Origin of the sequence: Leptolyngbya sp. BC1307 (assembly GCF_002286735.1) — a bacterium.
Taxonomy (GTDB): domain Bacteria; phylum Cyanobacteriota; class Cyanobacteriia; order Phormidesmidales; family Phormidesmidaceae; genus Phormidesmis.
Genome location: NZ_NRTA01000026.1, coordinates 37,303 through 57,235, shown reverse-complemented (window position 1 = coordinate 57,235; position 19,933 = coordinate 37,303). Strand labels below are relative to the sequence as shown.

Sequence of the window (19,933 nt, the reverse complement as noted above, 5' to 3'; positions counted from 1 at the left end):
CCAACCTACATAGAGGCGGTTTTCGGTGCTGGTGACCCACTGACAAAACTGCTCCCACAGCGACGCGCTTTGGCGTGTCTGTAGTGTAGTAGTCATTATTATTCCAGTAATTAGGTACGTATGGATGAGGACGCTTCGAAAAAGAGCGTTTATCTCACCGATGTACTTATCATAGCAAATGTAACGGAATATTTCAAGGCATTAATCTTCAGTAGCGCTGATGTCTGCCTTAAGGAGTACTCACTTCTGTAAGGGTTTCGCCCGTTTGCTGACGGCTAGTAGACAGGTTACGCCGCTCAGCGAATAGCGCCCATGGTGCTTTTCCATGAGAGTTCTTTACACAAGACCTGAAGCGCTCTTTGATCTGCTCCAGAAAATAGCTCTGTCGCAATTAGCTCAGCGAGTACTTGCTGAGTAAGTTGGGCGGCAAATCCGCCGCCAGCCCGTAGCAGATGACCATAATAGGCGAACTGCGGCTTACCCTCGGCAGACCGATGAAAGCTGTGAATCTCAGCAGTGTTCATTCGGCAAACCGGTGTATTAGCCGGCACCACCACTCTGGGAATGCCGTGCAGCCCGTAGCTATGCGGGTCGCCTAGCTGCAAACTACCCACTAAAACGATATTCAGTAGAATGCAGGTGTCCTGGATTAAGTCGGGCGTAAACATTGGATCGGGGGCGCTCGTAAGCCGGGGTCCGCTGTTGAGAAAAGCTGAATTAAACAGCTGAGAGTCATACACAATGCCCACGGCCCAATGCCGATGGCTGTCAAATTTTACAAACTGTCCAAACCCGTAGTCTTCAATCTGCGGCGGATTCTCAACGTCGTTGTGGGTGTCGAGCTGAACGACATAGTCGCAGTGAGAGTTAGATTTGACGACTCTACCCAGACAGGTCGTGGCGGTTGGGCCGAGTGATCTAGAGCTGGAGGCTGTACGAGAAGAATAGACCATAGCTAGCTAACGCGCTGTGGCTTAAGGATATCTCAAATTAAACGTACAGATGTACTCACTACACCCGCAAGATTACAGCGGCGATCGCGATCGCTCACAAAAAGGGGGAAGCGCACAACACTCCCCCCAGCCCTTAGCATCGACTTTTAGCCAATCTTGATAGCGAGCAAGCCTAGGAAGACATGGCCTGAATGATGTAGTCGAAGTAAGGGGCGGCTTCAGCGGCGTCTTCCTCGCTCATCAGCTTGAGAGAAGCGTCTTTAAGGCAGCGAATAGCTTCTACCATGCCAGGAACAGGGACATCCAGCGCATTGTACATTTCGCGCACGCCGATCAGACCGATGTTCTCAATGGGGTCTTTGTCGCCAGCGATGAGGCTGTAGGTAATTAGCCTTAGATACCAGCCGTAGTCACGCAGACATAGGGCGCGCTGCTTTTGACCGTAGGCGTTACCGCCTTTGGCAATGAAGTCTGGGCGGATTTTCCAGAGCGAACTGCTAGCTTGAGAAACAATTTTCTTTTCGTTATCCGCTAGCGTTTGAGCAATCCGCATCCGCTGATTGCCGGTCTTGAGAAAGTTTTCAATACCCTTGAGTTCGCCGCTAGTGGGGTAGCGCAACTCGTCATCTGCATTGAGAATTACTTGGCTGACAACAGACATAATTTTTAGATTGCGGTGACTCTATTGATATTCACAGTTTAGCGACTTCGGGGTCGTCAAGGAAAGCGATCGCTCTCAGTTTTGTCATAATCCGATCTCTATAAGCCTCTACAAGCAAAGAGAAGCGCGGTAAAGCCTCACCTTAGAAAAGCCTCAAGAAATGTTAAGCACATGACTAATTCTTATTATTGAGAAGCTGCTGAAGCCACAATTGACCCGATTTACGCGCCACAGAGAAAAACGATAGAGAATAAATGCGCCATACTGAGAGGCTGAGCGTTTAGATCAATTCGCCTGATACCCGGCGTCATCCTATCTCGCCAGTCCCAGCTCGCCAACTTCAAAAGTGACTATGACCTCTCCACTACCCTCACCCCAACATCAGCCAGACTCTGTAGAGAGCGGGTCACAGAAGATATGGCCAGCCGAGCCGCCCCAACCTAAATGGCAGCAGGGGGAGATATTGAAAATGACCATCACCGATCTGAGCAATGGTGGTGATGGGGTCGGTCGCTGGGAAGACCGCGTCGTGTTTGTGCCTAACACTGTGCCCGGCGATATCATGCGCGTGAAGCTGACCCGGGTGAAAGCCACTCATGGCTTTGGCATCCCAGCAGGCATCGTCAAGCCCTCGCCGCAGCGGGTGAGACCTGCCTGTATGGTGGCCGATAAATGCGGCGGCTGTCAGTGGCAGCCGGTGGGCTACGAAGCGCAGCTAGCAGCTAAGCATCATCTGGTAGTAGATGCGCTAGCGCGAATTGGCAAGTTGGAGGGTGTGCCGGTTGATCCGGTGATGGCTTCAGCAGAGCAGCTGAGCTATCGCAATAAGGCGACCTATCCGCTGGGGCGATCGCAAACCCAGGATGTAAAAGCTGGCTACTACCGCAAAGGCTCGCACCGCCTGGTAAATCTCAACCAGTGCCCAGTGCAGGATGATCGCCTCGATCCGCTGCTAGCCGAAGTCAAGCAAGATCTGCAAGCTCGCCAGTGGAAGATCTACGACGAAAAGCTGCACAGAGGACATTTGAAGCACTTATCGCTGCGCGTGGGCCGACGCACCGGGCAGATTTTGCTGACGCTGGTGAGCCGCTCAGTCAAGCTCAAAGGCATTCACGAGCAGGCGCAGCAGTGGATGAACCGGTATCCTAATGTGGTCGGCGTGCTGGTTAACCTCAACTGGAAGAAGACGAACGCTATTTTTGGCCCCGATACCTACTGCATCGCCGGACAGTCTTATTTAGAAGAGGAATTTGCCGGGCTCACCTTTCACATCCAGCCCAGCACCTTTTTTCAGGTGAATACCGTACAGGCAGAGCGGCTGCTAGCGCACATACAGGCAGAACTGGCGCTGACGGGCGAAGAAACACTGGTAGATGCCTATTGCGGGGTGGGCACTTTTACCCTGCCGCTGGCTCGTCAGGCGAAGCGCTGTATCGGTTTAGAATCACTCACCGAATCGGTGACCCAGGCTGAAAAAAACGCAGCGCTCAACCAAATTGAGAACGCCGAATTCAAAATTGGTGATGTCGCAGAACTATTGCCAAACCTGGATATAACGCCCGATGTCGTGCTGCTAGACCCGCCCCGCAAAGGCTGTGAACCGACGGTGCTAGCGGCGCTGATCGCAATTAAACCGCAGCGAATTGTTTACGTGAGCTGTAACCCGGCGACGCTGGCCCGCGACCTGAAGGTGCTTTGCGAAGAAGGGGGCTACCGGGTCAGCCGGGTGCAGCCTGCCGACTTTTTCCCGCAGACTGCCCATGTAGAGTGCGCAGCCTTTCTGGTAGCTTAATGGCGAACGAGGTGTGTACCGATAGAGGGAGGCACAAATGAAGTTTAGCCAGATTGTGGCGGCGCTAGGTGATGAAGTCACCGCATCGAGCTTGGTGGCGGTGAGTCAGCCGGGCGAGGAAGCGGCTGAGGTGGAGGGCGATCGCCAAATTGAGGGGCTAGCGGCTATTCAAACCGCCAGTGACAGTACGCTTAGCTACGTCGAGGGGGGCAAGTTTGCCCGCTTTGTGGAGACAACTGAGGCAGGCGCTCTGATTTTACCTGGCGACCCGATTCTGCAAGCTCAGGCAAGCGATCGCGGTAAAGCCTGGGTCAGCGTTAAAAATTCTCGGCTGGCCTTTGCGCGCGTCATTGACTTGTTTTACCAGCCCTATCGGCTACCGAGCGGCATTCATCCCAGCGCTGTGATCGACCCAACCGCCAAAATTGGCAAAGATGTGGGCATTGGTCCTCACGTGGTCATCCAGGCGCAGGTTGAGGTGGGCGATCGCGTCTGCATTCACCCGAACGCTGTCGTTTACCCAGGGGCCAGCATTGGCGCAGGCACCACGCTCCATGCCAACTGCGTGATTCACGAGCGCACCCAAATTGGTGCTAACTGTGTCATTCATAGCTGTGCGGTGATTGGCTCAGAGGGGTTTGGCTTTGTGCCGACCGCTGCGGGCTGGGAGAAGATGCACCAGTCTGGCATCACCGTCATCGAAGACGGCGTCGAAATTGGCTGTAACGCTACCGTAGACCGGCCAGCCGTTGGCGAAACCCGAATTGGCCGCAATACCAAAATTGACAATATGGTACATGTCGCTCACGGCTGTCAGATCGGAGAAGCCGTGGTGATGGCCGGTCAGGTGGGCATGGCCGGTGGGGTAACTATTGGCGACCGGGCGATCTTAGCCGGTCAGGTCGGGATTGCTAACCAGGCCCATATTGGTAAAGGCGCAATTCTTCACGCGCAGGCAGGTATCTACGGCGATGTGCCCCCAGGCGAGGCCGTCTCGGGTTCACCCGCTCTGCCGCACAAGCTTTTTCTCAGGTCGGCGCTGCTGATGAAACGACTGCCGGAAATGGCCAAGGCGATCAAGCAACTGCAGCGCCAGCTAGGGCAAGATTAGTCTGATGGCAACAGCCTGGCTAGCTCTCGTCGTTGGCAATACTCGCCTGCACTGGGGTTTTTTTGATCAGGAAAGGCTGGTCGGCACCTGGCATACACCGCCTCTGCCGGCTGAGATAGTCAGCCAGCTAATCGAGCATGGGTTCCAGGCGGAAGCCTGGCAGCAAGTAGATGGGCTGACGCTGCTCGCAGAGTCGGGTTTACCTCAGATGGCCCTACTACCGTCAGCGCTATGGATTGCTTCAGTTGTGCCGGCGCAGACTGCGCTGTGGGCGAGTGACCCATCGGTGCAAACGGTCCGGCGATCGCATATTCCTTTGGCAAATCTCTATCCCACGCTGGGCGTTGACCGCGCTATTAATCTGCTGGGGGCAGGCAGTACTGTCGGTTGGCCGGTGCTCGTAGTCGATGGTGGCACTGCTTTGACGTTTACCGCTGGCATTAGTCAGGCGGGTCAACTAACGGTATACGGCGGGGCAATTTTACCGGGCATCCGCTTGCAAGAGCAGGCGCTCACTCAAAAGACGGCGGCACTGGCCGAAGCAATCGCCTTTAGTCAATCCCGCTCTGAAGCAGCAGATTCTCAAAAGATGACTTCGGCAGTGACTTCGGCGCTGCCAGCAATACTGCCAGAACGGTGGGCGACCGATACGGCTGGGGCGATCGCTAGCGGACTGGCCTACGGGGCGATCGCCGCTGTCACTGACTATCTGATTGACTGGTGGCAACAATTTCCTCAGGGCAAGGTCGTTTTCACAGGTGGGGATGCTCCTTTGCTGTATACCCTGCTTCAGCAGAAAACCCCAGAGATTGCCTCCAGGGTTCAAGTCGATAGCCATTTGATGTTTTTGGGAATGCAGGTTTACCGGCAAACGGTAATGGCTGCCTCTACCGCAACGGCGCAATATTAGAGCTATAAGCCGTCTCACTCATCCCTGCTGTTGCCTGCGGTAGCGCAGACTCATTTAGATTCTGCTGAAGCTGGGTCACCCGATTGCGAGCATCCGGGTGAGTACTCAAAAACTCCGGCGGTGAGCCCTGACGCACGAGCTTTTTCATGAAGGCCACCATTGCTGCCTGGTCGTACCCCGCACGACCCAGGGTATCAAACCCTTGCCGATCCGCTTCGTACTCAGCGCTGCGGCTCGCGGGCAGCTGCAACGCGACTTGGGCGCCGATGTTGATCAGGCGATCGCGATTGACCCCGAGTGCGCCAGTAATACCCTGAGTAATCGCCGCCTGCCGCATCTGCTCAACTGCATGACGACCTGAAATATGACCAATCTCATGTCCAATCACGCTTGCTAACTCAGCTTCGTTGTCAGCAGCAGCCATTAGCCCTGTCGTGACATAAACATAGCCGCCCATCGTAGCAAAGGCATTGACTGAGCTATCCTGCACAATTTGAAAGGTGTAAGGAATGCCAGGGCGATCGCTCACCGCCGCCAGCCGCTGGCCAATATCGTTCACATAGGTATTGAGCGATTCGTTGCGGTACAGCCTGATTTGGCGGCTGTTGACTAGCTGGTTGTTGATACCGCGACCCAGGTCAACTTCCTGCTCATTAGACATGTTAGAGAGCTGATAGACCCTAACTCCTTGAAATATCAGGTCTAGCCAGCCCGCATGAGAAGGCTGAGCGGTCGTTACTCCGATGCCCAAGACCATAGTCATCGCGACCAGTCCGTAGACCAACCGGCGATAGAGTCTGCTTTTAAAGTCCAACAGCTTAGACATAGTTTAATTTAGAGACGATTAGTTGCAAGTGCTTAGTGAAATGCTCCCTACCTCAGCTTAGTTAGCTCAACGGATCATTCTGGTCAAATTGTGACACTTTCAAAACTGAAAGCAGTCCTTCCTATGGTGTGTTTTGGCAAGGCTCATCCGTATGAATCTCCACGATTTATCAGGCCCCATCAGCACACCTTTCAGCACACCTTAAGGAATGACCGTTTGAAAGTGTGATTAAATACTGTGGTTGTAGTGCACAGACTGCTGCTGAAGAGGGCATCTGGCTAGCGCTGTCAGGCGTGAGGCACCCGCAAAAGGACTGTGCAATTGAAGCTGTGTAGACGAGTAAAGCGATGGCAATTTTAGATTCTCAGGGACGGCTCTTTGGCAAGCTGAGTCTATTAGATCTGGGGGCGGCGCTGGCAATCGTCATGGTGATCTTCGGGATCTTTTTCTACCCAGGTTCTCAAGGTTCGGTGGCTCAAGTCGGATCAAAAACTCAAGAGATCGAGGTGGATGTAATTGCGCGGGGCCTGACTGTGCTCAATCCGGAAGAGTTTTTAACCAGCCTCTCTAAGGCAGACTCTACCAATATCATTGTGCGCAACCAGCCCTATGGCAAGATTGGGGTTAAAAAAGTGCAGGCCCTGCCTCGCAGCGTAGCGGTGCCTCAGCCAGATGGCACTGTCAAATCCTATCCTGACCCCAGACCAGAGCTGAATTACACCGCAGATATGCTGATCACTTTAGGCGGACAGGCGCAGATCACCGCCGATGGCCCAGTGCTGGGTGTCCCGATCAAAATCGGCACACCTGTCGAGATCGAGGGTAAAGACTACAACTTTAAGGTTTCGACGGTGGCTGTGCGGGTGCTGGAGGGAGAAGGCGGCTAAGGCTGTCACCTACTTTCTCGGCAATGCCGGTGATCCAGGCTTCGTCTTGCTGGGTGTAGCTGCGCGGGGCGTGGGCACCTAATATTAATACGCCGCGATCGCCCAGCGGCTGACAGATCACCCCCTGCGTATTCGGCGGCAGATAGTCAAATTCTATGCGCCCCGGATAGATGCTGAGATTGACCAGATAGACCGGTTTTTGTTTATCTAAGATGCGCTGAACGATATTGCCAGGAACTAGCGTCTCTTTTGGCCCTAGTACGCCGCGTCTGAGCAGCACTGTGCCATCGTAATAGACGACGACGCTGCGGGTGGCCGTGTTAGTCAGCAGCAAATGCGATGCCCAAGCCAGCTCGATTTGAACCGCTTCGGGCAGTTGCTCGACTAAATCAAAGCCCTCTTCGCCTATCAGCGTGACGACTTCCGGTGATTTGGGCTGAATTCGCTGCCACAGCAGACCCGTCAAAATCAGCAGGGCACTCAAAATCACCCCCAAGGCATCGGCGCGCGACTGTGACTCGCTCAGTAGCGGGGTAGTTATACGGTTGATAAACAGCAGCGTGCCGCCAAGGGCACCCACGACAATGGGCAGCCGTCGTAAAACTTGATTTTGGTCGGGTCGGGCCATGGTAGGGAATGCTCGCGCTATATGCACAGGTGCACTATGGATAGTGTATCTTTGGCAAGATATCGACGAACGGATCTGCTGAGGAACATAGGTTTAGTGCTGAAGTTTTTAGAACGCCGCTGGCAACCGGGTTGGGTGCCAGGCGTACTGGGTTCGATATTAGGGGTGGTCTGGGGCTGGGGATCGTGGCAACCGGTTGAGGGCTTAAACCTGGGCTCGGTGGATATTCGCCCTGACTGGGAGTCTGCTTGGGTGAGGACGGCGATCGCTAGCGATCCTGCCGCTGACTCGCTGGTCTCGGGCTATCTGAACGGGCTATCGACCAACGGTTATCTCACGGGCGATCAGGGCGTCTGGGTAGCCGTCGGCCCGTATACCGTCGCCCAGCATCAGGGCTCGGTGCGTCGCCCAGCCGCCTCACTGACGAAGATCGCCACTAGTCTGGCTGCGCTGTCCACCTGGGGACCAGAGTACCGCTTTGAGACCCTGGTGGGCTGGCAAGGCCAGCTTGAAGATGGCGTCGTCATTGGCGATCTGGTGATTGAAGGCGGCTACGATCCGCTGTTTGTTTGGGAGGAGGCGATCGCCCTTGGCAATACGCTCCAGCAAATGGGCATTCGCCAGGTCACTGGCAATCTGGTGATTGCTGGCGGCTTCACCATGAATTTTGACGCTAGCCAGAGTGCCTCGGGCCAAATGCTAAAGCAGGCCATGAATGCAACGGCTTGGGACTATGCAGCTCAAAGCGCGTATGAGAGTATGCCGCCAGGCACACCGCAGCCGCAAATTCAGATTGATGGTGAAGTGGTGAGCGATCCTAGCAGCGCTAAAAACCGGGTCAGCGGCTGGCTGGTTCGCCATGACTCGATGCCGCTGGTCGCCGTGCTCAAAGCCATGAATATCTATAGCAACAATGCCATGGCCGAGCAGATTGCCAGCAGCCTGGGCGGCCCAGCAGCGGTCGTTCGCCAGATGGAGACCGCGACTGATCTACCGCCGGAGGAGCTATCGCTGATCAATGGCTCTGGATTGGGCGAGGGCAACCAGATGTCTCCTCGGGCAGCGGTGGTCATGTTGCAAAAAATGCAGGATGAGCTGCGATCGCAAGGCTTCACCCTCTCTGACATTTTTCCGGTCGTCGGTGCAGATGGCGGCACGGTGACAGACCGCAATATTCCTAATAACGCGGTTGTAAAGACGGGCACTTTAGCGGTAGTCAGTGCCTTGGCGGGCGCTGTGCCAACTCAGCAAAAGGGCATCGTATGGTTTTCTATTCTGAACTACGGGTCGGATTTGAATGACTTGCGATCGCGCCAGGATCAGGTAGTCTCCGCCATAGAGCAGCAGTGGGGCAAAGCCACTGAGATTCCACCAGAGCTAAAAACGACCGTAAACATTGGTCAGGCACCTTACCAGCTAGGCGATCCGCAGCGAAATCAGCCCATGTACAGCAATTAGCCAGATGCGCTATTCAGCTCGCTGACCGGCGGCCATGCCGGATTTCAGCCACTCAGCCGACTAAAACTCGCCCGGCACAATTTCAGTCACGACTTCTCCAGATTCGCCGCCAGTGATGACAACGGTGCCCTGCTCAAGATTGCCAGTTGCTTTAGGCCCGCTCATCGATACCTCTGGGTTGGCGGCCTGCTGATAGCGAACGTTGCCCTCGGCCTCTATTTGCTGACTGGTGGTCTGCCAGGTGACTCGGTCAGCGGTTAGGCGGGTGTCGTTTTTTTCGCCGTTAGCCCGGACATTGCCGACCAGGTAAATTATTTTTTGAGCCAAGTCCAGGCTGGCCTGGTTAGCTGAGGCGGTGATTTTACGCACTGGTTGATTGATGTTAACCGGCTGATCGAGCTGCACGGTTTCAGCGTCTACGTCCCATACGGCTATTTCACTGCTGACCTTAAGTGGCTGGCTGAGCAGGTCTAGCTGCACGGCCTCAGTAAGGGTGACGATATTCTCAGCGAGCTGAACCTGACCCGTTTGGCCTGTAATGCGATCGCTCACCGTCTGAAAGTTTTTGCTCTGATACTGCTCGACTTGTAGCGGCTGATCGGCCTCGATCACTTTTTGCTCGGTCAGCCAGATCAGATGGTCTGATGTGAAGGCCATCCAGGGAGAGGCTTTGCTTTTGGCGACGACATCGCCGGTTAGCTCCACCCGGTTTTCTTTATTAGAGACCTGCATCATTTGGGCGACAGCTTCCACTTGAGGATTGAAGCCAGTAACGGGAGCTTTGTCCGCGTCGTCGCCAGTCTCCTCAGTCAGCGGATCGCCCTCAAAGTTGCCCAGCACCAGCAGATCTTGCTTGGGCTGCCACTTGAGCTTCTCGCCCTTCATCGTCAGCTCATTTTCGGTGCTCGTCGCCACCAAATTGCCGCTCAAAAATAGGGTTTCGCCGTTCTGCTGGACTTCGCCCTGGTCGGCTTTCACGGTGTAGATGATCTCATCAGCTTGAAAAAATTCGCCGTCTAGCCCCGTGAGTTCGGCGCGCTGCTTATCAGGGCTGTAGGTCACAGACTCAGCTTTGAGCCGCCACAGCAGATTGCCGTTTTCGTCAGGCTGCTCAAGCGTCACGGTTTGTAGGGTAAGCTCAGCTTCGATCTGTTCGCCCGGATCGCGATCTGCCAGATTGCGATCTGAACTGCAGGTGCGCAACGCCACGACTAAAACGACGACCGCTGCGGCGACCGCAGTCCATCGATACCACCGACTTTTCAACGCTTCTCAATCCCCCTTTTTAATTAGCCAGTTGATTAGCTAGCTGATGACAGTTTGTCTCAAGCGATGCAGCCCTGACGAAGCCATCTAGTAGGGGCCATCTAGTAGGGGCCAGCCTAAGGATGAGACTCGGCCTCGTCCAACACCGCTATGCTAGAAAGGGGACGATAGGTATAGTTGTGCTGAGCAGTAGGATTACTGCCCCGAGCGCCCTTGCGAATATCGTCTTTAATCCCATCCAAATCAATATAGCGATCAGAAACATTGATCAGGCTATCGCTAGTCATTGAGCGCAGGCTAACGACCTCGATACGAACCCCTTGATAGCTAGCAGCATCAACTGCATAAGCCAGATCGCCATCGCCACTGACTAAGACTGCCGTGTCATAAGAGTCCACCAGAGCCATCATATCTACGGCAACTTCTACATCCAGGTTGGCCTTCTTCGAGCCGTCCGGTAGCTGTACCAGGTCTTTAGCGACCACCCGGTAGCCGTTTCGACGCATCCAAAGCAGAAACCCCTGCTGCTTTTCGTTGGTACGATCTACGCCAGTATAGAAAAAGGCCCGAAACAACCGCGAACCGGCAGTTAAACGGCTCAGTAGCTTAGTATAGTCAATCTCAATACCCAGCTGTAGGGCAGCGTAAAACAGATTTGATCCGTCTATAAAAATGGCAATACGGCCCCGGTTTTCCAATACCTGCTCAGGCGTAAAAACAGAATCATGACCCAGAATTTGATGAGTGTTTAACATAATCTTTTTGACTGAAAGAGTGCAGGGTTTCTATGGATTGACCTTTGGATTTAAATTTCTATGCCGCTGGCAGAACCTATCATTCCCCAGGACATAGTTTCAAGATAGCGAATATCCAGGCGTCAAGCAGCAACGCGGGAATCGTCCAAACAACGGACAGGCAGCGCCATGCTGATGATCTTAGATGAAGTACTATTAGAAGCGCCCTGCGGCCTGACAACTGTTAGCAACCCAATTCCTGGTAGTATTCGCAAAGCTATTACCACGAGCGAGTTGACTATTATTACCGAACCTGCCGAATAAGCAATCAGATTCAATTGACAGGTTGAGCTACCCAGTTGGGCCAGAAAAGTTGGCCAGAGAAGCGCTTGCTAATCAGCTTTCTAACTGGGCTGAGTCAAATACGGCAGTTAGCTGATTGAAGATATCTAGATAAAAGCACTAACCGAACGCTTATAGCAATTGGTATCAAAGAACCTTGTGTATATTTGATTATCATACAGTAAAGAATTTTGGCTGCGGGATGCGCCGAGATAACTTAATCTCATCTAAAGGAATGAAATCACTAACACAGACAATCAGTTTGGTGTAAAGAAGACGCCTGTACAGACGCGCTTTACAGGTGCGGCTGTGTGTGGTTGTCTGTGCCTCTCCCGGAAGATATAGACACTCAAAAACATTTGAAAAATACCGGATAAAATTCGCTGAAGCTATCTAAAATATCAGACGCTAGGCGTTAACATCATCTGCGTTTACCCAATAGCTGTCTGCTTGACTATTTCGGTAAAATGGGTCGATATGGGGCAGCGCCCCACCCATGCGGCCCTGTAGACTTCGCTGTGTAGATAAGGCACTTTATAGACAGAAGCAGACAGGAATTGCATCAGCAAGGCAGCAATTTAGCAATAAAAACTGCTGATTCTATCTATGGAGTATTCTCAATCTAGAGAGGCGCTATTCAGCGGAGCGCTCTGCTGTGATATTTCGGTAGGCGCTATAGCCAGTCAATGATTGAGCATAATAGACAGCGTCGGTAACCACCGCAGTATTTAGAAATATTATCAGACTCATCAGACACGATTCATCCCAAAGATAGCTCCGATACCGTGGCAAGCTTGTTCATATTTTGTTACAAGTAAGACTGCCCCTCTTAAGCAGGTATTTACCTCAAGCATGTTAAGTGGTCTGCTAGGCTCTAAATCTCCCTCCAAGGATTTCGGCGAAAACATGCTGAACTCCGTGGCTCGTCAGGCTATCCAACAGCTGTTTACCCGCAGCGAGTCTGTAGAAGTTTCGATTCGCTGCTCGCCTTCTAGCAAGATTTTGCAGGGGGTCGTCGATAGTTTTCAGATGAAGGGTCGCGGCCTGATTATCCGCAAAATGTTTGAAGCGGCGGAGATGGAGTTTGAGACAGATGCCGTGTCTTTAGACATTTCTGGGCTGATGGGCGGCAAAATTCGCATGAAGCAGGCAACCCATGCGATCGCCACTGTCACCATGACCGAATCAGGCATCAACCGGGCGTTTAAAGCTGACCTGGTAGAAAAGCATTTGCAAAATGTAGAAAGCGAGGCAATCACCGACCTCTCTGGCGGTGAGCCTGTGTCCTTTCGCGATATTCATATTGTCTTACAGCCCAATCGGCGGGTGAAAATTTCGACGATGACCGACCTGCCCAACCGCCAAGACGTGCCTATCTGCCTGTCGGCAGAGATCAGCGTTGAGCGCCGCCGCCGGGTAGTCTTTACCGACACGCAGTTTGACCCGAGTGAGATCTCAGAAGATGTCTGCTGGCTCTCTGAAGCGCTGATGCCAGGCTTCGTTGAAGTGCTGAATAATATGGTGGATCTAGAGCGGTTTGACCTGGATGGTGTTTCCCTACGAGTAAATCGCTTAGAGATAGAAGGCAAGCAACTGCTGTTCAATGGCTACGCTGAGATTGAGCACTTCCCAGGCATGTAGATATCGCTGTACGCTACTGAGCAGACCAGCGCCTGGCTACCGCTAGCCGCGACTGTCGTAGACCGTATAGGCTGAGGTGCCGTTCTCATGGGGCTGATTGACTTATTTCGCTCAGGGGGAATAGTGATGTGGCCACTGCTAGGGTTTTCGCTACTGGCTACAGCCTTAGTTTTTGAACGTGGGCTATTCTGGCTACAGCTCTATCAGCAGCAGGATAAGTTCATCCAGCAGGTGCTGGATCTTTACATCACCCAGCCTCAGAGCGCGATCGCTCGTCTGCGTCAGCAAACACAGTTTCCTATTGCTCGAATTTTTTTGACGGCGCTGACGTTAGATCAGGGCACGCCAGAAGATTTTCGGCTGGCGCTAGAGAGTGCGGCGCAGGGCGAACTACCGCTGCTGAAGCGCTTCAATACGGTGTTTGAGACGATTGTGGGCGTAGCTCCGCTGCTGGGGCTGCTGGGGACAATCTTGGGGCTGATGGAGTCTTTCTCGTCGCTGCGGGTGGGAGAGGCCGTTGGTGAGTCGTCGGGGGCGGTGACAGCGGGCATTGGTACGGCACTGATTTCTACAGCGGCTGGGCTAGTGGTCGCGATCGCCACCCTACTGTTTACCAATTTATTTTTAGGACTATACCGACGCCAGCGAGCCGCCATTGAATCTTATAGCGGCAGACTAGAGCTGCTGTACCGTCAGTATTACCGGCAGTATTTGGCCCGGCAGCGCGCCTGAAAGCCGTCTGCGGATCGAAGTGATATTGCGGCGATCGCTCCGAATGTAGTCAAAGCTATATTTTGAGTTGTCCGTCGCCTTTATTCTGTGTCTACCTGCTTGATTTGCCCGTTTTTACCTGCGCTCTTATCCCTGTTTTTCTCTCTATGCGTCGTCCCTGGCTCGTTTGGGCAATTAGCATTGCTGCCTTCTTTTTGACGGTCATTTTGGCCATTGCCTTTGACTCTGCTCAAGCACCGCTCGCTCAGATCAGGCAGTCCGTCAGCTCGCTTCCCGCTGGCAGGGCGTCTACTGATGTGACGCCAGCGCCGTCAGCGGAGGGTGACCCAACCCAGACGGTTGACTTGCCCACGGACTTGCCTGCTACGCTGTCAGCTAATTTTCCCAGCGGTTCGCTGACGCAGACCGGTTTAGACTACCGACCGCCAGAGGAAGTGTTTTTGGCCAACCCGACCAACTACGGAGAACGCTATACAGTCGATGCCGTCGGAACTCCTGTCAGCAATGACTACATCGTGGTGCTTCACGAAACAGTGGGGTCAGCCCAGAGCGCTATCAATACGTTTCAGGCTCCTAATCTGCGAGATGAAGACCAGGTCAGCTATCACACCTTAATTAGCGCAGATGGTACGGTCATCTATGTCGTGCCGCCCGAGCAGCGAGCCTTCGGAGCGGGCGATTCTGCCTTCAAAACGGCCAGCGGCGAAGAGTCGGTTACCACCAATTCCGGCTTTCCCAGCTCAGTTAACAATTTTGCCTATCATATATCTTTAGAATCGCCGCCAGACGGACGTAATAACGGTGCGTTGACCCACAGCGGCTATACAGAGGCTCAGTACCGCTCATTAGCCTGGCTACTCTCTCGTACCACTATTCCTGATGAGCGGATCACGACTCACGAAGCGGTAGATCGATCCGGATCGCGCATTGACCCCCGCTCTTTTGATCGGGAACGATTGCTGACGTTGCTACATCAGTATCCCAACCGGGCCTCCCTTCAGTAGAACTCTTGTAAATAGCAGTGCCCAGAGCCGCCGGGCTGTCTCGTTTTTAGCTGTCTCGTTTTTAAGAACTGGGTTTCTGTCAGTTGGGCAGATCTAGTGAGCGCTTTTCAGCAGTGACCTGAGCCGCGATTTTATCTGGGCCTTCATCTGCTGTAGCACTGAGGGTTGAGCGGGCTGAGCAGCGGTGGCCTGCGCCTTGCCAGTCGGATCATTGAGATACCGGTAGTGCTCCCACAGGCTGCGGTAGGGGCCCCCTGCCCGCATGGGCGTACCGGCCCAATGCAGATAGCGTAGGGGGCGATCGCCATCAAAAAGCACATAGTCTCGCTGCTCAAAGTGAGATGAGCCCCCCCAGCTACCCGGTTCACCCGGATTGGCTTTAACGATGTTGAGCCGGTTGGGGATCGCCTTAAGCACCAAAAAATTCATAATCGGCTGGTCGGTCGTGCCGTTAGAAAAATCAAAATACTCGCGATGGGCGGCGCATTCTGCTAGCAAGTCATAGAGCTGATCGAGGGTGAGGCTGCTTTTCTTAGACCCCCAGAGACCGCTATTAAATACGTCTTGTAAGGCTTCGGGGCTAAACAAATTTTGCTCAGGGACGACATCAGAAAAGACATCTACCAGTCCTCCTTTAAAGTGGTAGTCGCACCAGATGAAATCAGCCTGATCCAGATAGGCTAGCGTATCGGAGACGGGCGTGAAAAAAAGAATATCAGTGTCGATATAGAGAAACTCATCCAGCGGCCCAAACCAGGCTGCCAGCTTGCGCATCTTATTGGGCAGCGCCAAAAAGTCACGCGGAAAAATCTCGCCAATCTTTTGCGTGAGCGACCTTAAAAAGTCTAAGTCGGGAAAAAGCTGAACCTGATACAGCTCTGCCAAGCGACTGGCGACGGTGTGATAGTCCTCGTTGAAGGGGATCAAAAAAATAGGCAGCTCGGGCTCGTGAAGGCGCAGGCTGCTAACCAGGGCGATCGCATTTTCCCCCACCTTATCGTTGGCTACTATATACACACCGCGCATGGCTTTCCCTCTTGCTTTTTATATTGCTCTCTATTGCTAAAACGCCGAGTGTAGCCAACTGAGCCCGCTTGACTAATTAAGTACTTCGCGGCCAGACTTTTCTAAATCTTCGATCACCTTCAGCAGTCTGAGCGTGGTTTCGTAGGCTGAGGCCGTCATCTCGTCGCGCTCTCTGCGATCTTGAATGGTGATCCCATCGGTCAGCAGGCCCAGGATGCCTAAAATACTGCTTAGCCGCGATCGCATTTCATAAGAAGCCCGGTTGACCGTGTCCTCCCATTCGGAAAATTCCTGACCATACATCTCGTCTTTGATCTTCTCAGAGAACTGAATGGCACAGAGCTGCGAATAGTAGCCGCCCTTATTCAATAGCTCCGTATGCGTGCCAGTTTCAACCACCTGGCCTTGATCCATAACCGCAATCTGGTCGGCATTTTGTACTGTCGAAAGCCGGTGCGCGATCACCAGCGTAGTCCGGTCTTTGCTGAGTTCGTCAATCGCCTTTTGTACCAGCCGTTCGGAAATCGTATCGAGCGCGCTAGTGGCCTCATCCAAAATTAAGATGTCAGGATCTTGCAGCAGGGCGCGGGCGATCGCCAACCGCTGCCTTTGACCGCCGGATAGTAAAACACCGCGATCGCCAATCAGGGTCTCCAGCCCTTCGGGTAAAGACAAGATAAATTCATGCGCATTTGCCCGGTACATTGCGTCTTTGATTTCGTCTTCGGTTGCTTCTGGCCGACCGTAAATCAAGTTGTCTCGTACAGAGGCATTAAACAAAAACGTGTCCTGGCTCACAATGCCTAAGCTGCGCCGGAAACTCTTGGTATCTAAAGCCTTAAGGTCAATGCCATCAATTTCAATTTGGCCTTCCGTCGGATCGTAAAAGCGGGGCAGTAGGTCTGCTAGGGTCGATTTACCTGCGCCCGACGCCCCGACTAGCGCCAGCGTAGTGCCCTTCTTGAGATATAGATCTACGCCGCTGAGCACCGGCTTTTCACTACCGGGGTAGCGGAAAAATAGCTGCTTGAAGTGGATGCCTTGCTGTAGCTGGGCGTAGGGTTTATGCCCCGGGTTCATAAAAGGCTTGTCATCGCGCCTGAGAAACTCGCTGACGACGACGACACTGGGCCCTACATTGGCGAGCTGACTACGCGCAGAGTTGAGCTGACCAATCGAAGGCAGCATGCGAAACAGCACCAGCAAATAAGTCAGCAAAATTGAGGAGAACGCCTCTATTCGCTCGGCCATCACCATTCGCCCGACTGCTGCTACGCTGATCAGCGCAATAATGCTACAGACTTCGTTGACAGGGGCAATGCCTGCAAACAAAAGCTGAGAGCGATACTCCGAAATCTCCCGATCAGCAATCAGCTGACTGATCCCCGCATACTCTGTATCCTCATTGGCAGTGGCTTTTACTAGACGAATGCCTGATAGGATTTCGACAATCCGAGCAGAATAGCTGCGAGAGAGTTGCGAAAGCTCCGCGCCATAGACCTTAGCCTGTCGCACAGCGGTTTGGTTGACCAAGGCGACTGCCCCTAAGGCAACTATGGCAATTACTGTTAGCTGCCAAGAGGTCCACAGCAGTAACCCGACAAACACCGAAATTGTGATGATGGCAGTGGCCATGCGAGCTAGCGCGCGTACGGCGATAGTCGTACGGCTAACTTCAATATTGAGGTGGTTAATCAAGTCGCCTACTCTGGTTTTGGCGTAGTAGGACAGGTCTACACCCAGTAAAATTCGCAGTCCCTCTAGTCGTAAGTGGGCCGCTAGCTTCCGGTTAAGGCTATTAGAAACCAGTGACCCGCCGTAGGTTGCTGCGTTTTTTAAGATGATCATGCCGACTACGGCGATCGCCATAGCTGGCAGCCGGTAGCCCTCAGCAACGCCGTCAAAAATGCCTAAAAACCGCTGTAAGATACCGGGAAGCTGGCCTGTCAGCTCTGTAGACTGACCTAGAAGCTCTAATAAAATAGGAACGATCAGTACCGTACTGAAGCCGTTAAACAGAGCGCCCGAAAACTCCAGTAAAACCGTAAGAACGACTAGAACCGGATATCGAAGCAGTGATTTTATGAGGAGTTGTCTAGAATGCATGATCCCTATTTATCAGAAATACTGGATGGTGGCAGATACTGATAGACCCGGTAAATTGAATACTCGTGGCTAAGTCTCCACCTACCTTACGGGTCGAAAGCAGGCTATTAGATGAAGGATGGATGAAATTTTGGTTGTGTGAGCCAGCGATACTGGCGTATGCGGCAACTGTTTAGAGAACAGTTGCTAATTAACCGGTGTCTGAGCCAACCACCGTCCCCCAGAGTAGGAAATCCCGTTTATTACTGTTGTTTCCCGGCGATTGCGGTTGCCTCTGACCGCCCCCAGTGTTCATGAGATACCGCCTTCGGCTCTCTGAGGCGATCTGCCTTGTGTACGGCCAGCGCTAACCTCAGCTATGACTGTCTGCAGGCGGGTTGCCATGGTGCGGGTACTGTAGTGCTCTATACACCTGGCTCGGGCGCGCTGTCCCCGATGGTTAGCAGCGTCCAAATCTTGAAAGATGAGCGACAGCTGGGTAGCAATCTGGTCGGGTGACTCAGCCTCGACTAGATACCCAGTGCCGCCTAAGATTTCTGGAATGTCGCCTACCCGGGTTGATAAAATGGGCTTTGCCATCGCCATGCCATCTGTCAGCTTTAGCGGAAATTGGGCTTTGGCAGTGGCGCGATCGCGCTGAGGCACCACAATCACATGTGCCGCCGACACCACTTCTGCCATCTGGTCAATCGGGAAACGCGGCAGCTTAATCAGCCACTGCCCCCAGCGCTCAAACAGGTCTGCTTCGTAGCTATCCGGCTTGCGACCGCCAACGATGACTAGCCGCAGGTCTGGCTGATTGAGCTGGTCGAGCGCGATCAGCACATCTTCTAAGCCTTTGTGAGGGCGGGCAGTCCCTGGAAACATCAGCACCCGGTAGCCGGTCAGCCCATACTTTTGCCGACTGGCGATCGGATCGTAGTCCGCTGGGTTAAAGATGTCGGTATCTTTGCTATTGGGTAAATAGTAGCCGCCAAAGCGCTGCTTGAGAAACTGCGTCGTCACTGTAACGGCGTCTGCCTGCGATACCAAATTTTCCATCCATTCTAGATAGAGCGGATGCTCTGGATTGTGCAAGGCCCCGTTGGGCTTGAGCAGGTCGCGGGCAAGCTGCTTTGGCCCGGGCCGGTAGCGCTGAGTATCGCCGCCAAACCAGCTCATTTCCCAGTCGTCAATATCGACGATCACCGGTCGCCGCGAGGTCATCTGCTTGAGCAGGGCCGTCCCTAAGCTGGTGGGCCTTGGCTTGATGGCGTAGATCACATCTCCCGTAATTTTGGGGAGTAGCTGAGTGAGATTCGCCATATAGCGGAGCGAGCGGCTTGCGGGCACTGCGCAAACTTTGAGATTGGCAGGGGGTACGGGGTAAAGCTGCTCTGCAAATTGACAGCCGATGACCGTGACATCACAGCCGAGCTGCTGTAGGGCATTGGCCACTAAATAGACGCGGGTAGTTCCACCACCGGCAAGATCTGGGGCTATGACCGAAACGGTTAGGGCAGAAGCAAGTTGGGACACAAATGTAGAGCGCTAAACAAACGAAAAGGGCGGTCGTAACCCAGCGAAATAGGAATCGGACTGTAACGTTTTCTGATCTTTAGTATCTAATTCCCAGCACAGATTGGAAAATTGCCCCCGATCACGTGTGAATAGTAGCCCACCCATAGCCTGGTCAATAGATTTTCTGAGGCTACTTCGTTAAATATTTATCCAGTTTGGGCAAAGTTGGCTGCGCTTCATACGGTCTAGTCGCGATCGCACCCATTTGGCCGGTCTCGACTCATCATCAGAGATAGGGTTGGGCTGCGTCTGAACCATGCCATCGGCTAGCGGCACAAGGTAAAGCGCAAGCTCAG

At 53.3% G+C, this 19,933-nt stretch carries 17 protein-coding genes; 8 read left to right on the top strand and 9 right to left on the bottom strand.

Translation table 11 applies throughout. The annotated features are described in order from the left end of the window. Positions 1 to 296: 296 nt before the first annotated feature. Together CKL79_RS14410 and apcD are read right to left on the bottom strand one after the other, a co-directional pair. On the bottom strand, positions 297 to 953 hold the full coding sequence (locus CKL79_RS14410) for a hypothetical protein (RefSeq protein WP_240518867.1): 657 nt from the start codon (positions 951 to 953) through the stop codon (positions 297 to 299). 172 nt (positions 954 to 1,125) lie between these two features. Continuing rightward, a complete protein-coding gene (apcD, locus tag CKL79_RS14405) occupies positions 1,126 to 1,614 on the bottom strand; it encodes an allophycocyanin subunit alpha-B (protein WP_121970278.1) in 489 nt (162 codons plus the stop codon). A gap of 352 nt (positions 1,615 to 1,966) precedes the next feature. On the opposite strand from apcD, the gene rlmD reads away from it, so the two are divergent. Genes rlmD through CKL79_RS14390 form a run of 3 tightly spaced genes read left to right on the top strand, consistent with a single transcriptional unit; the run spans position 1,967 to position 5,427 of the window. Beyond that, positions 1,967 to 3,406 carry a 23S rRNA (uracil(1939)-C(5))-methyltransferase RlmD gene (gene rlmD, locus CKL79_RS14400; RefSeq protein ID WP_121970277.1) on the top strand — a complete coding sequence of 480 codons (1,440 nt, stop codon included), beginning with the start codon at positions 1,967 to 1,969 and terminating at the stop codon, positions 3,404 to 3,406. Positions 3,407 to 3,443: 37 nt separating this feature from the next. Next, entirely contained in the window at positions 3,444 to 4,517 is a 1,074-nt protein-coding gene (gene lpxD / locus CKL79_RS14395; RefSeq protein WP_121970276.1) for a UDP-3-O-(3-hydroxymyristoyl)glucosamine N-acyltransferase, read from the top strand. Positions 4,518 to 4,521: 4 nt separating this feature from the next. Next, positions 4,522 to 5,427, top strand: coding sequence for a type III pantothenate kinase (locus CKL79_RS14390; protein ID WP_121970275.1), 906 nt, complete (start codon positions 4,522 to 4,524; stop codon positions 5,425 to 5,427). On the opposite strand, the gene CKL79_RS14385 is transcribed toward CKL79_RS14390, so the two are convergent. After that, a complete protein-coding gene (locus tag CKL79_RS14385) occupies positions 5,405 to 6,253 on the bottom strand; it encodes a M48 family metallopeptidase (RefSeq protein WP_121970274.1) in 849 nt (282 codons plus the stop codon). The genes CKL79_RS14390 and CKL79_RS14385 overlap by 23 nt on opposite strands. 347 nt (positions 6,254 to 6,600) lie before the next feature. Between CKL79_RS14385 and CKL79_RS14380 the strand changes: the two genes are divergently transcribed. Further along, on the top strand, positions 6,601 to 7,140 hold the full coding sequence (locus CKL79_RS14380) for a DUF4330 domain-containing protein (protein WP_121970273.1): 540 nt from the start codon (positions 6,601 to 6,603) through the stop codon (positions 7,138 to 7,140). Here CKL79_RS14380 and CKL79_RS14375 read toward each other — a convergent pair. Beyond that, positions 7,091 to 7,768, bottom strand: a complete 678-nt coding sequence (locus CKL79_RS14375; protein ID WP_121970272.1) for a cofactor assembly of complex C subunit B — start codon at positions 7,766 to 7,768, stop codon at positions 7,091 to 7,093. The two genes, CKL79_RS14380 and CKL79_RS14375, sit on opposite strands and share 50 nt — an antisense overlap. Positions 7,769 to 7,804: 36 nt before the next feature. Between CKL79_RS14375 and CKL79_RS14370 the strand changes: the two genes are divergently transcribed. Then, entirely contained in the window at positions 7,805 to 9,226 is a 1,422-nt protein-coding gene (locus CKL79_RS14370; protein ID WP_121970271.1) for a D-alanyl-D-alanine carboxypeptidase, read from the top strand. 60 nt (positions 9,227 to 9,286) lie between these two features. On the opposite strand, the gene lptC is transcribed toward CKL79_RS14370, so the two are convergent. Both lptC and CKL79_RS14360 read right to left on the bottom strand, forming a co-directional pair. Continuing rightward, the gene (gene lptC / locus CKL79_RS14365; RefSeq protein ID WP_121970270.1) at positions 9,287 to 10,492 is read right to left on the bottom strand and encodes an LPS export ABC transporter periplasmic protein LptC; all 1,206 of its coding nucleotides are present in this window, start codon (positions 10,490 to 10,492) and stop codon (positions 9,287 to 9,289) included. 116 nt (positions 10,493 to 10,608) lie between these two features. Continuing rightward, complete coding sequence (locus tag CKL79_RS14360) at positions 10,609 to 11,247, bottom strand: NYN domain-containing protein (RefSeq protein WP_121970269.1); 639 nt, start codon at positions 11,245 to 11,247, stop codon at positions 10,609 to 10,611. A gap of 1,227 nt (positions 11,248 to 12,474) precedes the next feature. Here CKL79_RS14360 and CKL79_RS14355 point away from each other — a divergent pair. From CKL79_RS14355 to CKL79_RS14345, 3 genes are all read left to right on the top strand, one after another. After that, entirely contained in the window at positions 12,475 to 13,209 is a 735-nt protein-coding gene (locus CKL79_RS14355; RefSeq protein ID WP_240518866.1) for a DUF2993 domain-containing protein, read from the top strand. Positions 13,210 to 13,296: 87 nt separating this feature from the next. Further along, positions 13,297 to 13,941: a MotA/TolQ/ExbB proton channel family protein gene (locus CKL79_RS14350; RefSeq protein ID WP_121970267.1), complete on the top strand. Its 645-nt coding sequence runs from the start codon at positions 13,297 to 13,299 to the stop codon at positions 13,939 to 13,941. Between the two features lie 146 nt (positions 13,942 to 14,087). Continuing rightward, positions 14,088 to 14,945, top strand: a complete 858-nt coding sequence (locus tag CKL79_RS14345) for a peptidoglycan recognition family protein (RefSeq protein ID WP_121970266.1) — start codon at positions 14,088 to 14,090, stop codon at positions 14,943 to 14,945. Between the two features lie 93 nt (positions 14,946 to 15,038). Here the strand turns inward: CKL79_RS14345 and CKL79_RS14340 are convergent, their stop codons facing one another. From CKL79_RS14340 to CKL79_RS14330, 3 genes are all read right to left on the bottom strand, one after another. Further along, positions 15,039 to 15,971: an Npun_R2821/Npun_R2822 family protein gene (locus tag CKL79_RS14340; protein ID WP_121970265.1), complete on the bottom strand. Its 933-nt coding sequence runs from the start codon at positions 15,969 to 15,971 to the stop codon at positions 15,039 to 15,041. Between the two features lie 72 nt (positions 15,972 to 16,043). Continuing rightward, positions 16,044 to 18,077, bottom strand: coding sequence for an ABC transporter ATP-binding protein (locus CKL79_RS14335; RefSeq protein WP_121970264.1), 2,034 nt, complete (start codon positions 18,075 to 18,077; stop codon positions 16,044 to 16,046). Between the two features lie 291 nt (positions 18,078 to 18,368). Then, positions 18,369 to 19,595 (bottom strand): glycosyltransferase family 4 protein, encoded by a 1,227-nt coding sequence (locus CKL79_RS14330; RefSeq protein ID WP_121970263.1) that lies wholly within the window; start codon positions 19,593 to 19,595, stop codon positions 18,369 to 18,371. Positions 19,596 to 19,933 lie beyond the last annotated feature (338 nt).

Excerpts from the sequence above, each read along its gene's own strand:
- CKL79_RS14410 (WP_240518867.1), bottom strand. The coding sequence starts at position 953 with ATGGTCTATTCTTCTCGTACAGCCTCCAGCTCTAGATCACTCGGCCCA.
- apcD (WP_121970278.1), bottom strand. The coding sequence starts at position 1,614 with ATGTCTGTTGTCAGCCAAGTAATTCTCAATGCAGATGACGAGTTGCGC.
- rlmD (WP_121970277.1), top strand. The coding sequence starts at position 1,967 with ATGACCTCTCCACTACCCTCACCCCAACATCAGCCAGACTCTGTAGAG.
- lpxD (WP_121970276.1), top strand. The coding sequence starts at position 3,444 with ATGAAGTTTAGCCAGATTGTGGCGGCGCTAGGTGATGAAGTCACCGCA.
- CKL79_RS14390 (WP_121970275.1), top strand. The coding sequence starts at position 4,522 with ATGGCAACAGCCTGGCTAGCTCTCGTCGTTGGCAATACTCGCCTGCAC.
- CKL79_RS14385 (WP_121970274.1), bottom strand. The coding sequence starts at position 6,253 with ATGTCTAAGCTGTTGGACTTTAAAAGCAGACTCTATCGCCGGTTGGTC.
- CKL79_RS14380 (WP_121970273.1), top strand. The coding sequence starts at position 6,601 with ATGGCAATTTTAGATTCTCAGGGACGGCTCTTTGGCAAGCTGAGTCTA.
- CKL79_RS14375 (WP_121970272.1), bottom strand. The coding sequence starts at position 7,768 with ATGGCCCGACCCGACCAAAATCAAGTTTTACGACGGCTGCCCATTGTC.
- CKL79_RS14370 (WP_121970271.1), top strand. The coding sequence starts at position 7,805 with ATGGATAGTGTATCTTTGGCAAGATATCGACGAACGGATCTGCTGAGG.
- CKL79_RS14360 (WP_121970269.1), bottom strand. The coding sequence starts at position 11,247 with ATGTTAAACACTCATCAAATTCTGGGTCATGATTCTGTTTTTACGCCT.
- CKL79_RS14355 (WP_240518866.1), top strand. The coding sequence starts at position 12,475 with ATGCTGAACTCCGTGGCTCGTCAGGCTATCCAACAGCTGTTTACCCGC.
- CKL79_RS14350 (WP_121970267.1), top strand. The coding sequence starts at position 13,297 with ATGGGGCTGATTGACTTATTTCGCTCAGGGGGAATAGTGATGTGGCCA.
- CKL79_RS14345 (WP_121970266.1), top strand. The coding sequence starts at position 14,088 with ATGCGTCGTCCCTGGCTCGTTTGGGCAATTAGCATTGCTGCCTTCTTT.
- CKL79_RS14340 (WP_121970265.1), bottom strand. The coding sequence starts at position 15,971 with ATGCGCGGTGTGTATATAGTAGCCAACGATAAGGTGGGGGAAAATGCG.
- CKL79_RS14335 (WP_121970264.1), bottom strand. The coding sequence starts at position 18,077 with ATGCATTCTAGACAACTCCTCATAAAATCACTGCTTCGATATCCGGTT.